Below are 13679 nucleotides of genomic sequence, written 5' to 3'. Positions count from 1 at the left end.
CTACCTTAGTCGTTGCCCGACTCGGATTGCTCGGCATCTCCCGCAGCGGGCAGACGCACCGGACGACCCGGCACGACGGTGGAAATGGCGTGCTTGTACACCATCTGACTGACGGTGTTCTTCAGCAGAATGACGAACTGGTCGAACGACTCGATCTGACCTTGCAGCTTGATGCCGTTGACCAGATAGATGGAAACCGGGACGCGTTCCTTACGCAGTGTGTTGAGGTAAGGGTCTTGTAGCGAATGCCCTTTTGACATGTGCCGCACTCCTTAGGGATGGTCTGAAATAGCCATGCATTTCTGGCTGACTTCAGCCACCGCCGATTTTGAAAGAGGCGAGCCGATCAAAATTGAGCGGACACTCGCTCATTTCGGTGCTTTCAGCTGCGGCGAGGACCTCGCGGCGGCCATTTCCCGCATCACAGACGCACCTCTCCTGTGGTCGACAGCAAATGTCGGCGGGCCATCCACAGATTCGACAGGGCAAACAGCGTCATCATTTGCGCAGCATTCTTGGCCAATCCACGGAAGCGCACCTTGGTGTAGCCAAACTGCCGCTTGATCACTCGGAATGGATGCTCAACTTTCGCCCGCACCTGAGCCTTGGCTTTCTCGACCTTGCGGATCGCTTTGTACAAGGCACTGTGCTTGCCATGCTTCTTGTAGGTGCTGCGCCGAGCCGCGATCTGCCAGATGACTGGGCGGCCTTCATGTTCAGGGCGCTTTTCGACTCCGGTGTAGCCAGCGTCCGCGCACACCACGTTTTCCTCGCCGTGCAGCAGTTTGTCGACCTGGGTGATGTCCGCGACATTGGCGGCGGTCACCACCACGCTGTGCACCAGGCCCGAGTCTTCGTCGGCACCGATGTGGGCTTTCGCGCCGAAGTAATACTGGTTGCCCTTCTTGGTCTGGTGCATTTCCGGGTCGCGCTTGCCGTCCTGGTTCTTGGTCGAACTCGGCGCATGGATCAGCGTGGCATCGACGATGGTGCCCTGGCGCAGCGACAGGCCCCGGTCACCCAGGTAGCCATTGATCACCGCCAGAATCCCCGCCGCCAACTCATGCTTCTCCAGCAGGCGGCGGAAGTTGAGGATGGTGGTTTCGTCGGGAATACGCTCCAGGCTCAGGCCGGCGAACTGGCGCAAGATCGTGGTCTCATAGAGCGCTTCCTCCATCGCCGGATCGCTGTAGCCGAACCAGTTCTGCAGCAGATGCACGCGCAGCATCGCCATCAACGGGTATGCCGGACGACCGCCTTCGCCCTTCGGGTAATGCGGCTCGATCAGGGCGATCAAGCCCTTCCACGGCACCACCTGATCCATCTCGATCAGGAACAACTCCTTGCGGGTCTGCTTGCGCTTGCCGGCGTACTCGGCGTCGGCGAAGGTCATCTGCTTCATCGGAAAACTCGGGCAACGGGAGTGGCGTATTTCATCAGAAACGGGAAGTCTTCTTCAGGGTTTCCTTAGAGGATCTGTTTATTCGTGATTTATTCGGTCAACCGACGATCCACGAGTGTGAGAATAGACGGTCTGTTAGCAGTTCAGCTCAATATGTGGAGCTGCTGCAGGTATTTCAATGCTCGCGGCAGATTGTCGCAGGCCAGGCTATCGAGCCAGGCAACCCCCTTCCAACCGCGCAGCCAGGTGAACTGCCGCTTGGCCAGCTGGCGCGTGGCAATGATGCCGCGCTCGATCATCTGGTCATGCGTCATCGCCCCGTCCAGATATTCCCAGACCTGGCGGTAACCCACTGCGCGCATCGAGGGCAACCCGAGATGCAGATCACCACGACCGCGAAGAGCTTCGACCTCTGCAACGAAGCCCTGTTCAACCATGTGAACGAAGCGCCGTTCGATACGCTGGTGAAGCACTTCCCGCTGCGCTGGCGCAATGGATAGCTGCGCAACAGTATAAGGCAAGACGCCGCTGTCCGGCGCATGAGCCCCAAGCTTTTGCGACCTTTGTCTGGCGCGATGTTCGGTCATCGTCAGCCCGCTGACGTGATAGACCTCCAGCGCCCGGATCAACCGCTGCGGATCGTTGGGATGAATGCGTGCTGCGGACTCCGGGTCGATCTCGGAGAGGCGCTCATGCAACGCGGCAAGCCCATCGACAGCGGCCTCGGCCTCCAGTTGCGCGCGCACCTGCGAGTCCGCGGCCGGCATATCCGCCAGCCCCTCGAGCAACGCCTTGAAGTAAAGCATGGTGCCGCCAACGAGCAGGGGGATACGTCCCGAGGCGGTGATCTCCGCCATCGCCTGCAGCGCATCGCCGGCGAAGCGCGCAGCCGAATAGCTTTCCGCCGGATCGAGGATATCCACCAGGCGGTGCGGAAAGCGCGCCAGCACTTCGCTCGACGGCTTGGCCGTGCCGATATCCATGCCCCGATAGACCAGCGCCGAATCGACGCTGACGAGCTCGCAGGGCAGCGCCTCGGCCAGCTCCAGCGCCAGGTCGGTCTTGCCGGACGCGGTGGGGCCCATGAGAAAGATGGCAGGAGGCAGTGCAGGCATTGGCGAACTCACGACTTGCGGCCACATAGTGTCCGGAAGAAGCCCCGCACTAGCAAGCCGAACGGGCGGTCAGCGACCGCGCAGGAACAGCCGGTCCAGATCGTCCATGCCCAACTGCGTCCAGGTCGGGCGGCCATGATTGCACTGCCCGCTGCGCTCGGTTTGTTCCATGTCGCGCAGCAGGGCGTTCATCTCCGGCACCGTCAGCCGGCGATTGGCGCGCACGGCGCCGTGGCAAGCCATCGTCGCCAACAGCTCGTTGAGATGCGCCTGAATACGGTCACTGGTGCCGTACTCGAGCAGGTCGGCCAGCACGTCGCGCACCAATTGGGTCGCCTCGGCCTGCCGGAGCAGCGCCGGAATCTGCCGGATCGCCAGGGTTTCAGGCCCCAAGCGCTGTAACTCGAAGCCCAACCGCTGGAACCACTCGCTGTGCTCTTCGGCACAGTCGGCTTCGCGCTGGCTCACCGCGATCGACTCGGGTACCAGCAGCGGCTGGCCACGCAGCCCCTCGCTGGCCATGGCCGTCTTCAAGCGTTCATAGGTGATGCGTTCATGCGCTGCATGCATGTCCACCAGCACCATGCCCTGGGCATTCTCGGCCAGGATGTAGATGCCCTTGAGCTGCGCCAGCGCGTAGCCCAGCGGCGGCACGTCGGCCTGCGCCTCGGGCAACGCCGCGGGAGCTGGCAGGGGCGTCACGAACTCGCGATAGGCGCCCTGGGCCTCGGCGGTGAAACCACCGGCAGCCGGGCGTGGCATCTGGTAGCCCGCACCGCTTGTGCGCCAGGCCGGCTGGGATTCGGCCGGGGAAGCCTCCAGCACGCTGGCCGACAGGCTCATCTCGTTCTGCCCGGCGAACTCCCCCGCCGCCAGGCCGCTTATCGGCTGCGCAATACCGGCAACGCTGGCAGGGGCAGCCAGCTGGTCTTCGGGGCGCACGTCGCCCAGCGCGCGGTGCAGCGTACCGTAGAGGAAGTCATGCACCATGCGACTGTCACGGAAGCGCACCTCGTGCTTGGTCGGATGCACGTTGACATCCACCACGCCCGGATCGACGTCAAGAAACAGCACGAAGGTCGGATGCCGGCCATTGAACAGCACGTCGCGATAGGCCTGACGCACCGCATGCGCGACCAGCTTGTCACGCACCATGCGGCCGTTGACATAGAAGTACTGCAGGTCCGCCTGGCTGCGCGAGAACGTCGGCAGGCCCACCCAGCCCCACAGGCGCAAGCCATTGCGTTCGACTTCGATCGGCAGCGCCTGCTCGAGAAAGGCAGAGCCACAGACGGCTGCCACCCGCCGTCCGCGCGCCACGTCATCGTCGGCCTGATGCAGCGCCAGCACGCTCTTGCCGTTGTGCCGCAGATGGAAAGCAACGTCGAAACGCGCCAGCGCCAGCCGCTTGATGACTTCCTGCAAGTGGTCGAATTCGGTCTTTTCGGTACGCAGGAACTTGCGTCGCGCCGGCGTATTGAAGAACAGGTCGCGCACCTCGACCGAGGTGCCCACCGGATGCGCCGCCGGCTGCACCCGCGCCTCCATTTCGCGCCCTTCGGTTTCCACCTGCCAGGCCTCGCTGGCATCGGATGTGCGCGAGGTCAGCGTCAGACGCGAGACCGAACTGATCGAGGCCAGCGCTTCGCCGCGAAAGCCCAGGCTCATCACCCGCTCCAGATCTTCCAGGTCACGGATCTTGCTGGTGGCATGGCGCGCGAGGGCCAGCGGCAGATCGTCGGCGGGAATACCGCAGCCGTCATCGCGCACCCGCAACAGCTTGATACCGCCCTGCTCGACGTCCACATCGATGCGCAGCGCGCCGGAATCAAGGCTGTTCTCCAGCAACTCCTTGGCGACCGAGGCGGGTCGCTCGACCACTTCGCCAGCGGCAATCTGGTTCGCCAGCCGGGGGGTAAGCAGCTGGATACGGCGCAACTCAATCATGGTTGCGAGGCCAGCGTGGTGGCAGGAATGTTTAGCGTCTGGCCTATCTTGATGGTGTCGCTCTTCAGGCCATTGGCGCTGCGCAACGAGGCCAGACTGACCTGGTAACGTTGCGCCAGCAGGGCCAGGCTCTCGCCCGACCGCACCACGTGCTCGCGCGGCCCGGCAGCGATCTTGCCGGCGTCGCGCAACCAGGCGACATAGGTTCCGGGCGGCGGGTTCTCGTGGAAGAACTGCTTGACCCCACTGTGAATCGACCGGGCCAGCGCCTGCTGATGGCTGCGCGTCTGCAGCTTGCGCGCTTCCGACGGGTTGGAGATGAACCCGGTCTCGACCAGGATCGACGGGATGTCCGGACTCTTGAGCACCATGAAACCGGCCTGTTCCACGCGGCGCTTGTGCAGAGGCGTGATACGGCCCATGTTGCTCAGCACCTTCTGCCCGACGTTGAGGCTGGAGGACAGCGAGGCGGTCATCGACAGATCGAGCAGCACGCCGGCGAGCATGCGGTCCTTGTCGTCGAGGCTGACATTGCCAGCGCCACCGATCAGGTCGGAGCGGTTCTCGCTGTCGGCCAGCCAGCGCGCAGTTTCCGAGGTCGCGCCGCGATCGGAGAGTGCAAAGACCGAAGCGCCGTAGGCCGATGAACGCGGCGCGGCATCGGCGTGGACCGAGACGAACAGGTCGGCGCCCTTCTTGCGCGCAATCTCGGTGCGTTTGCGCAAGGGGATGAAGTAGTCGCCGGTGCGCACCAGTTCGGCACGGAAGCCCTTCTCGGCATTGATCTGCCGCTGCAGCTCCTTGGCGATCTGCAGTACTACGGTCTTTTCGTAGATCTTGCCCGGCCCGATGGCGCCCGGATCCTCGCCGCCGTGGCCGGCATCGATGGCGATCACGATGTCGCGCTTGCTGGTCGGCGTGGCAGGCAACTTGACCGCCGGCAACGTAGGCGAGACCGGCGCCACGGGAACAGCCGGCGCCGTATTGACCGGCAGCCGGGTATCGGCAGCGGCACCGCCCGGCTGATCGTAGAGGTCGACCACCAGGCGATGCCCGTATTGCTGGTTCGGCGCCAGGGCAAAGCTCTTCGGCGATACCGGAGCCTTGAGATCGACCACCACGCGCAGGGTATCGGCATCGGGTTGGCCGGCACGCAGCGCCGCCACCGGCGTGTTTTCCAGCGGAAGGCCGCTGAGTTGTGCCTTGAGGCTGGCCCCGGTGACATCGATGACGATCCGGTCCGGAGCCTCGAGTGTGAACACGTTGTGCTTGACCGGCCCCGACAGATCGAACACCAGACGGGTGTTGTCCGGCGCACGCCAGAGCCGCACGCTCTGCACATCGGTGGCAGCGAACGCCTGCACCGTGGCGAACAGGACCAGCAGACCGCTAACCAGCGCGCGTATGCGCATACCCAACCTCGTGTTCAATGTTCGTCTTCGGTCAGGGCGTCGCACCAGGCCTGGCCTCGCTCGCCCCGCGGCGAAAGGCGCAACAAGCGCCCGGCGTCATGCGGCGCAATGGTAATGTCCAGGTCTGCCTTTGGCAAAACGCCGGCCCCGCGTTCCGGCCACTCCACCAGGCACAGGGCATCCCCCGCGAAATAGTCGCGAATGCCCAGAAACTCAAGTTCCTCGGGATCGACGAGCCGATAGAGATCGAAGTGAAAGATCCGCACCGTGCCGATCTCGTAGGGCTCGACAAGGGTAAACGTCGGGCTCTTGACCTTGCCGTCGTGGCCGAAGCCGCGGATCAACCCGCGTGAAAGCGTGGTCTTGCCGGCCCCCAGGTCGCCATGCAGATAGATCACGCCGCGCCCGCCGGTCGCCCGGGCGATGCGCGCGCCCAGCTCTAGCATCTGCGCCTCGTCGGCGGCATACAAAGTCACTTCGTGCATGGCGCGTGCTCCTCGAGCAGGTGACGCACCTGCGGGATCAGATCGCCGGCAGCCAGTCCGCGCCCTCCGTCGGCACAACGCTCACCGGCGACCGCATGCAGCCAGGCGGCCAGGCAGCCCGCTTCGAACGGCTCCAGCCCCTGCGCCAATAGCGCACCGGCGACACCGGCCAGCACATCGCCCAGCCCGGCGCTGGCCATGGCAGGATGGCCACGGTCGCACAGGGCCATCCGCCCCTCGGCATCAGCGATCAGCGTCCCGGCGCCCTTGAGCAGCGCGCTGCAGCGAAACCGCCGGGCCAACTCGCGTACCGCGCGAGGTCGATCGGCCTGCACTTCGGCAGTGGTGCAGCCCAGCAGCCGTGCGGCCTCGCCCGGATGTGGCGTGATCAGGCAGCGGGCGGGCAACTCGACTGCGCCGTGGGCAAGCAGGTTCAGCGCATCGGCGTCCCACACCTGCGGCACCTCGGCCTGCACGGCCAGCGACAGCAGGCTGCGCCCCCAAGGCCCCTGCCCCAACCCAGGCCCGACCACCAGCACGTCGGCACGCTCGGTCAGTGCCGTCAGCGCGTAGGTCGACTCGACGCCGCTGCACATGATCTCGGGGCGTCGCACCAGTGATGCGGTGACATGCTCAGGGCGGGTCGCCAGGGTGACCATGCCGGCGCCGCAGCGCAGCGCCGCCTCGCTGGCCAGGAGCGCGGCACCGCCGGTACCCAGGTCGCCACCGATGACCAACACCTGGCCGAAACTGCCCTTGTGCGCGGTCGGGCGCCTTGGCGCCAGCCGCGGCAGAGTGTCCGGGCACAGACGCACCGCTTCGTGCGGCATCGCCGCGACCTGCACCTGCTCGGCTTGCAGATCATCGAAGACCAGCTGGCCGACTCGATCCGGCCCTTCCCCGGTGAACAACCCCAGCTTGAGACCGATAAAGGTCACGGTCACCTCGGCGCGTACGGCATGGCCGAGCAGCGCCCCCGTGTCAGCGCAGAGCCCCGAGGGGATATCCACCGCCAGCACCGGACGCCCGCTTTCATTGATCGCCCCGATGGCCTGCGCATAAGGCGGCCGCACCGCGCCGGTCAGGCCGGTACCAAGCAACGCGTCGACCAGCACACCGTCCAGCGGACTATCGCTGCGCCAGGGCTCGATCACGACGCCCGCCTGCCGAGCCTCGGCACAGGCCTTTGCGGCATCGCCCTTGAGCGCTTGCGGTTCGCCGACCGCGACAACCTTCACCTGCCAGCCGGCCCGCTGTGCCAGCGTGGCGACCAGGTAGCCGTCGCCGGCGTTGTTGCCGCTGCCAGCCAGCACGGTGACCGCGCCAGCATCGGGCCAGCGTCGCCGCAACGCACGCCAGCAGGCGTGCGCGGCACGCTGCATGAGTTCGAAGCCGGGCGTGCCGGCGCCGATCAGGCGTGCGTCGAGTTCGCGCACCTGAGTGGCGGTATACAGGGCGGTGGGCAGCGGGTCGGTCATCGGCAGAGGATCATCGCGGCGGAATGTCTGGCAGAATTATACGCACCCGCCTGAATCGCGCTGCAGTCTCCGATGTCCAGCTCCGCTCTCGACCCCATCGCCCTCGCCGACTCCATCAAGGAGTGGGGCCGCGAGCTCGGCTTTCAGCAGGTGGGGATCACCGGCGTCGATCTCGGCGAGCACGAAGCGCATCTCGAGGCCTGGCTGGCGGCGGGCTACCAAGGCGAGATGGACTACATGGCCGCCCACGGCAGCAAGCGCTCGCGGCCGGACGAACTGGTGCCCGGCACGCTGCGGGTCATCTCGCTGCGCATGGACTACCTGCCCGGCGACACGCGCATGAGCCAGCAGCTGGCCGACCCGGAGAAGGCCTATGTGTCGCGCTATGCGCTGGGCCGCGACTATCACAAGCTGATCCGCAAGCGCCTGCAGCAGCTGGCCGAGCGCATTCAGCAGGTGGTCGGCCCGTTCGGTTTCCGCGCCTTCGTCGACAGCGCGCCGGTGCTGGAAAAGGCCGCCGGCCAGCAGGCCGGGCTCGGCTGGATCGGCAAGAACACCCTGCTACTCAACCGCAAGGCCGGCAGCTGGTTCTTTCTCGGCGAGCTGTTCGTCGACATCGCCCTGCCGGTCGACGAGCCGATGACCCGCGATCACTGCGGCAGCTGCCACGCCTGCCTGGACATCTGCCCCACCGAGGCGTTCGTCGGTGAACGGCTGCTGGACGCGCGGCGCTGCATTTCCTACCTCACCATCGAGTTGAAGGGACCGATCCCGCTCGAGCTGCGCGGCAAGATCGGCAATCGCGTGTTCGGCTGCGACGATTGCCAGATCGTCTGCCCCTGGAACCGCTTCGCCCGCCCCACCGAGCAAGGCGACTTCCAACCGCGCCACAGTCTGGACAACGCTGAGCTGGCGACCTTGTTCCGCTGGACGGAAGAGGAATTTCTCAGTCGCACCGAGGGCTCACCGCTACGCCGCGCCGGCTACGAACGCTGGCTGCGCAATCTCGCGGTGGGCCTGGGCAATGCACCGTCGAGCATCCCGGTGCTGGAGGCGCTCGAGGCGCGCCGCGACGATCCGTCGGAGCTGGTGCGCGAGCATGTGGAGTGGGCCCTGACCCAGCACGCCAAGCGGGCAGGCTAGTCCGACGACGGCGACTGCGCGCCGAGCTCGGCGCTCAACGCACGCAGTTGTCCGGCATCCAGCGTCTCCTGTTGCAGCAGCTGCCGGGCGCAGCGCTCGAGCAGTGCACGACGCGCCTGCAGCAGATCGACGCTACGCTGGAAGGCCGACTGAACCAGCTCCTGCACTTCCTCGTCAATCGCCGTCGCCGTGCTCTCGGCATAGTCGTGCTGGGGCTTGAGGCCGAGCATCGCCTCGTTGCCGAGGAAAGAATTGGGCTCGCGCTCCAAGGCCAGGTGTCCGAGGCGCTTGGACATGCCGTAGCGCGTCACCATCGCCCGGGCAATGTCGGTGACCTTAGCCAGGTCGTCCGCCGCGCCGGTGGACAGATGCGCGAAGATCAGCCATTCCGCGGCACGTCCGCCGAGCAGCACGGCCATCTTGTTCTCCAACTCCTCACGGGTCATCAGGAAGCGATCCTCGATCGGCCGTTGGATGGTGTAACCCAGCGCCCCCATGCCGCGCGGAATGATCGACACCTTGTGCACCGGATCGACGCCCGGCAGCGCCATCGCCACCAGCGCATGGCCCATCTCGTGATAGGCGACGATCTCGCGCTCGCGCGGATTGAGCAGGCGGTTGCGTTTCTCCAGCCCGGCGATGATGCGTTCGATCGCTGCAGTGAAGTCCTGCATCGACACCGCGTCGGCATTGCGCCGGGTCGCCAGCAGCGTCGCCTCGTTGACCAGATTGGCCAGGTCGGCGCCGGTGAACCCCGGCGTGAGCGCGGCAATCGCCTGCGGATCGACATCCGCGGCCAACCGTGCTTTCTTCAGATGCACGTTGAGAATCTGCACCCGGCCGACCTTGTCCGGACGATCGACCAGCACCTGACGGTCGAAGCGGCCGGCACGCAGCAGTGCCGGATCGAGGATTTCCGGGCGATTGGTGGCCGCCAAGAGGACCAGCCCACTGGAGGTGTCGAAGCCGTCCATCTCCACCAGCAGCTGGTTGAGCGTCTGCTCCTTCTCGTCATGCCCGCCGGACAGCGGCCCGGCACCGCGGGCGCGACCAAGAGCGTCCAGCTCGTCGATGAAGATGATCGCCGGCGCCTGGGCCCGCGCCTGCTCGAACAGATCACGCACCCGCGCGGCGCCGACGCCGACGAACATCTCGACGAACTCGGAACCGGAAATGGAAAAGAACGGCACCTTCGCCTCGCCGGCCACGGCGCGGGCCAGCAGCGTCTTGCCGGTGCCGGGCGGGCCGACCAGCAGCACGCCCTTGGGCATGCGTCCGCCAAGGCGGCCATAGGTCTGCGGGTCGCGCAGGAATTCGATGATCTCCTTGAGCTCGTCCTTGGCCTCGTCCACGCCGGCGACATCGGCAAAGGTCACCTTCATGTCGGTCTCGACGTAGACCCGCGCCTTGCTCTTGCCGATCTGCATCATGCCGCCACCGCCCAGGCCGCTGCCGATGCGCCTGAGCAGGAACAACCAGATGCCGAAGAACAACGCCGCCGGCACGATCCACGACAGCAGGTCGCGCAGCAGGGTGCTCTCCACCCGGCCGCTGTAGCGCACCGGGTACTGCTCGAGGAAGGCCGCCAGGTCCGGCTCGACGCGGTTGGTGACGAAGCGTCGCTGGCCGCTCGGCAGCGCTTCCTTGAAGGTGCCTTCGATGCGCCGGTCGGTAACGGCGATCTCGTCGATGCGCCCGGCCTTCAGGTGCGCTTCGAACTCGCTGTAGGGAATCGTCGCGACGGTTTGCTGCTGCGACAGCAGGTACTGCAAACCCATGAACACGAGGATGGCGATCATCCAGTAACGCATGTGGAACTGGGCCTGGTCTTTCACCTGTCTCTCCTTGAGCTCCATGAAGGGCGAAACGCTCGACAGCGGAATCTTGCCTCGCCGCGTGCGGCAACGCCCGGACGCAAATCAGCAAAACGGGTGAATCAGAGCCCGCCGGTGACGCCAAGGCTGAAGCCCAGCGCGGCGGCCAACGAAAATGGCAGCAGCAGGGTATCGAGCAATGCGCTGGCCGGCAGATCCAGCGCGGCATGCCGTGGCGCCTCGGCGCCAAAACGCTCGACCGGGCAACACCCACCGTTGAGGCTGTACCAATCCAGCCGCGTGCCGGCATACACCAGCGGTGCGCCGGGCTTGGCCGCATCCAACGTGCGCACCGTCGCGCAACCGCCGCTCAGTGCGATGCCCAGCACCAGCAGACCGGCACCCAGCACTCTGCCCATTTCGCCTCCCGTTCCACTCGCCACAATCACCATAGCCGCTGGCGGTCAGTCTTCGCTGACCAGATGATGCTCGCCCCAGCGCGGCAGCATGTCCTGCGGAATATTGAGCAGATTGAGGATGCGCGCGACGACGAAATCCACCAGATCGTCGATCGTCTGCGGCTGGTGATAGAAGCCCGGCGAGGCCGGCAGGATCACCGCGCCCAGGTTCGACAGCTTGAGCATGTTTTCCAGATGAATGCTCGAATAGGGCGCCTCGCGTGGCACCAGAATCAGCTGGCGGCGCTCCTTGAGGGTGACGTCGGCGGCGCGTTCGATCAGGTTGTTGCAGGCGCCGCTGGCGATTGCCGATAGCGTGCCGGTGGAACAGGGCACCACCACCATCGCCGTCGGTGCGCCGGAGCCGGACGCCGGCGGCGCCATCCAGTCCTCCTTGGCGAACACACGGATCTGCCCGGCGGCGGCACCGGTGTATTCGGAGAGGAAAGCCTGCATGGCCTGGGGCTTGGCCGGCAATACCACGTCGGTCTCGGTGGCCATCACCAGTTGCGCGGCCTTGGAGATCAGAAAGTGCACCTCGCGGTCTTCCTGCACCAGGCAGTCGAGCAGGCGCAAACCGTACTGCGCGCCGGAGGCGCCGGTCATGGCCAGGGTGATGCGTTCCGGTCCGCTCATGAATGTGCTCCCAAAGCTGCTGCGCTTGCTTATGCTGCGTTGAAACCTTACTCGAATTGCTCACTTGCACCAGCAAGCTCCGCTGTCTCGCAAGGTTTCGCCTTGCCTAAGCTTCGCTCGCGACGCTTTGAGAACAAATTCACCCGGTGCCCGCCACATCGGCAACCCGGCGCGTGGAAATGCCTGCGGCGATTTCCACCCTACCTACGGTCCTCGTAGGGTGGAAAACCGCGAAGCGTTTTCCACCCTACGCCAGTGCGGCGGCCAGCTTGTTGTGCAGCCCACCAAAACCACCGTTGCTCATCACCACCACCTGGGTGCCCGGCACGGCATCGGCCTTGACCTTGGCGATGATCGCCTCCAGCGAGTCGCAGACCGTGGTCGGGACCGGCGAGCCGGCGACGGTGGCGGCCAGGTCCCAACCGAGATTCGGCGGCGCATACCAGATCGCCTGGTCGGCCAGCGCCACGGATTCCGCCAGCCCCTCGCGGTGCGCGCCGAGCTTCATCGAGTTCGAACGCGGCTCGACCACGGCGATGATCGGCGTATCGCCGACGCGCTTGCGCAGGCCGTCGAGGGTGGTGGCGATGGCGGTCGGGTGATGGGCGAAGTCGTCATAGATGGTCACGCCATTGACCTCGGCGACCTTCTCCATGCGTCGCTTGACGCTACGAAACTCGCTCAGCGCCTCGGCGCCCTCCCTGGGCAGCACGCCGACATGCCGCGCCGCCGCCAGCGTCGCCAGCGCATTGTTGACGTTGTGCCGGCCGGTCAGCTCCCACTCCACCACGCCCTGCACCTCGCCGTCGAAGATCACTTCGAAGCGCGAGCCGTCGGCGCTGAGCAACCTGGCCTGCCACTGGCCGCCCTCGCCGGTGGTCTGCACCGGTGTCCAGCAGCCCATGCCGATGACGCGCTTGAGCGCCGTTTCCGACTCGGGATGGATGATCAGCCCCTCGCCCGGCACGGTGCGCACCAGGTGATGGAACTGCCGCTCGATGGCGGCCAGATCCGGAAAGATATCCGCGTGATCGAACTCCAGATTGTTCAGGATGGCGGTACGCGGACGGTAATGGACGAACTTGCTGCGCTTGTCGAAAAAGGCGCTGTCGTATTCGTCCGCCTCGACCACGAAGAACGGCGTGCCGCCCAGCCGCGCGGAGATGCCGAAGTTCTGCGGCACGCCACCGATGAGAAAGCCCGGGCTCATGCCGGCGTGCTCCAGCACCCAGGCCAGCATGCTGCTGGTGGTGGTCTTGCCATGGGTACCGGCCGCCGCCAGCACCCAGCGCCCCTGCAGCACGTGATCGGCCAGCCATTGCGGGCCGGAGACGTAGGGCAGGCCCTTGTTCAGCACGTATTCGACTGCCGGGTTGCCACGCGACAGGGCGTTGCCGACCACCACCAGATCGGGTGCCGGTTCCAGATGCGCCGGCTCGTAGCCCTGCATCAGTTCGATGCCCTGCGCCTCGAGTTGCGTGCTCATCGGCGGATAGACGTTGGCGTCGGAGCCGGTGACGCGATGGCCGAGTTCCTTGGCCAGCACCGCGAGCGAGCCCATGAAGGTGCCGCAGATACCGAGAATATGGATATGCATGGGTGACCTCTGCAATGCCCCGCGCAGCGCCGTCAGGGCGCCCCCGCGAAGCCGGGAAATGCGCGGCAGATTAGCACAGCGGCGCCGGGCAATCGGCCCCTGCCGGCGCCCGGAACCACCGCGCAGATCAACTCGTTCGCCGGCTTCGGCAAGCTGATCTACGCTGAAACGACCGCCGTTTCCACGACCGCT

12 protein-coding genes are annotated in these 13679 nt (G+C 65.8%); 1 reads left to right on the top strand and 11 read right to left on the bottom strand.

Features of this window, described 5'->3' with window-relative positions:
- Nucleotides 1-5: 5 nt before the first annotated feature.
- The 7 genes from hfq to AC0KXH_RS03260 form a co-directional block, all read right to left on the bottom strand.
- Entirely contained in the window at nucleotides 6-260 is a 255-nt protein-coding gene (hfq, locus tag AC0KXH_RS03290) for an RNA chaperone Hfq (protein WP_021206763.1), read from the bottom strand.
- A gap of 161 nt (nucleotides 261-421) precedes the next feature.
- On the bottom strand, nucleotides 422-1402 hold the full coding sequence (locus AC0KXH_RS03285) for an IS5 family transposase (protein ID WP_037045410.1): 981 nt from the start codon (nucleotides 1400-1402) through the stop codon (nucleotides 422-424).
- A 143-nt stretch (nucleotides 1403-1545) separates the two neighbouring features.
- The gene (gene miaA / locus AC0KXH_RS03280; RefSeq protein ID WP_043218505.1) at nucleotides 1546-2517 is read right to left on the bottom strand and encodes a tRNA (adenosine(37)-N6)-dimethylallyltransferase MiaA; all 972 of its coding nucleotides are present in this window, start codon (nucleotides 2515-2517) and stop codon (nucleotides 1546-1548) included.
- A 69-nt stretch (nucleotides 2518-2586) separates the two neighbouring features.
- Nucleotides 2587-4464, bottom strand: a complete 1878-nt coding sequence (gene mutL / locus AC0KXH_RS03275; RefSeq protein WP_488224154.1) for a DNA mismatch repair endonuclease MutL — start codon at nucleotides 4462-4464, stop codon at nucleotides 2587-2589.
- On the bottom strand, nucleotides 4461-5876 hold the full coding sequence (locus AC0KXH_RS03270) for an N-acetylmuramoyl-L-alanine amidase (protein ID WP_269261798.1): 1416 nt from the start codon (nucleotides 5874-5876) through the stop codon (nucleotides 4461-4463). The genes mutL and AC0KXH_RS03270 overlap by 4 nt, the downstream gene beginning before the upstream one ends.
- 14 nt (nucleotides 5877-5890) lie before the next feature.
- Nucleotides 5891-6361, bottom strand: coding sequence for a tRNA (adenosine(37)-N6)-threonylcarbamoyltransferase complex ATPase subunit type 1 TsaE (tsaE, locus tag AC0KXH_RS03265; protein WP_041107927.1), 471 nt, complete (start codon nucleotides 6359-6361; stop codon nucleotides 5891-5893).
- Complete coding sequence (locus AC0KXH_RS03260) at nucleotides 6349-7839, bottom strand: NAD(P)H-hydrate dehydratase (RefSeq protein WP_312381992.1); 1491 nt, start codon at nucleotides 7837-7839, stop codon at nucleotides 6349-6351. The genes tsaE and AC0KXH_RS03260 overlap by 13 nt, the downstream gene beginning before the upstream one ends.
- A gap of 72 nt (nucleotides 7840-7911) precedes the next feature.
- Between AC0KXH_RS03260 and queG the strand changes: the two genes are divergently transcribed.
- Entirely contained in the window at nucleotides 7912-8982 is a 1071-nt protein-coding gene (gene queG, locus AC0KXH_RS03255; RefSeq protein WP_488224153.1) for a tRNA epoxyqueuosine(34) reductase QueG, read from the top strand.
- Here the strand turns inward: queG and ftsH are convergent.
- From ftsH to mpl, 4 genes are all read right to left on the bottom strand, one after another.
- On the bottom strand, nucleotides 8979-10817 hold the full coding sequence (gene ftsH, locus AC0KXH_RS03250) for an ATP-dependent zinc metalloprotease FtsH (RefSeq protein WP_213150259.1): 1839 nt from the start codon (nucleotides 10815-10817) through the stop codon (nucleotides 8979-8981). The genes queG and ftsH overlap by 4 nt on opposite strands.
- Nucleotides 10818-10918: 101 nt before the next feature.
- A complete protein-coding gene (locus AC0KXH_RS03245; protein WP_043222904.1) occupies nucleotides 10919-11206 on the bottom strand; it encodes a YceK/YidQ family lipoprotein in 288 nt (95 codons plus the stop codon).
- Nucleotides 11207-11260: 54 nt separating this feature from the next.
- The gene (gene ubiX / locus AC0KXH_RS03240) at nucleotides 11261-11890 is read right to left on the bottom strand and encodes a flavin prenyltransferase UbiX (RefSeq protein ID WP_041107935.1); all 630 of its coding nucleotides are present in this window, start codon (nucleotides 11888-11890) and stop codon (nucleotides 11261-11263) included.
- A gap of 247 nt (nucleotides 11891-12137) precedes the next feature.
- Nucleotides 12138-13487: a UDP-N-acetylmuramate:L-alanyl-gamma-D-glutamyl-meso-diaminopimelate ligase gene (mpl, locus tag AC0KXH_RS03235; protein WP_488224152.1), complete on the bottom strand. Its 1350-nt coding sequence runs from the start codon at nucleotides 13485-13487 to the stop codon at nucleotides 12138-12140.
- Nucleotides 13488-13679 lie beyond the last annotated feature (192 nt).

Source organism: Stutzerimonas sp. CXK-1, assembly GCF_057738225.1.
This window is presented reverse-complemented; position numbering and strand designations above follow the sequence as displayed.

Excerpts from the sequence above, each read along its gene's own strand:
- mutL (WP_488224154.1), bottom strand. The coding sequence starts at position 4,464 with ATGATTGAGTTGCGCCGTATCCAGCTGCTTACCCCCCGGCTGGCGAAC.
- mpl (WP_488224152.1), bottom strand. The coding sequence starts at position 13,487 with ATGCATATCCATATTCTCGGTATCTGCGGCACCTTCATGGGCTCGCTC.
- ubiX (WP_041107935.1), bottom strand. The coding sequence starts at position 11,890 with ATGAGCGGACCGGAACGCATCACCCTGGCCATGACCGGCGCCTCCGGC.
- tsaE (WP_041107927.1), bottom strand. The coding sequence starts at position 6,361 with ATGCACGAAGTGACTTTGTATGCCGCCGACGAGGCGCAGATGCTAGAG.
- AC0KXH_RS03285 (WP_037045410.1), bottom strand. The coding sequence starts at position 1,402 with ATGAAGCAGATGACCTTCGCCGACGCCGAGTACGCCGGCAAGCGCAAG.
- miaA (WP_043218505.1), bottom strand. The coding sequence starts at position 2,517 with ATGCCTGCACTGCCTCCTGCCATCTTTCTCATGGGCCCCACCGCGTCC.
- hfq (WP_021206763.1), bottom strand. The coding sequence starts at position 260 with ATGTCAAAAGGGCATTCGCTACAAGACCCTTACCTCAACACACTGCGT.
- AC0KXH_RS03270 (WP_269261798.1), bottom strand. The coding sequence starts at position 5,876 with ATGCGCATACGCGCGCTGGTTAGCGGTCTGCTGGTCCTGTTCGCCACG.
- AC0KXH_RS03260 (WP_312381992.1), bottom strand. The coding sequence starts at position 7,839 with ATGACCGACCCGCTGCCCACCGCCCTGTATACCGCCACTCAGGTGCGC.
- queG (WP_488224153.1), top strand. The coding sequence starts at position 7,912 with ATGTCCAGCTCCGCTCTCGACCCCATCGCCCTCGCCGACTCCATCAAG.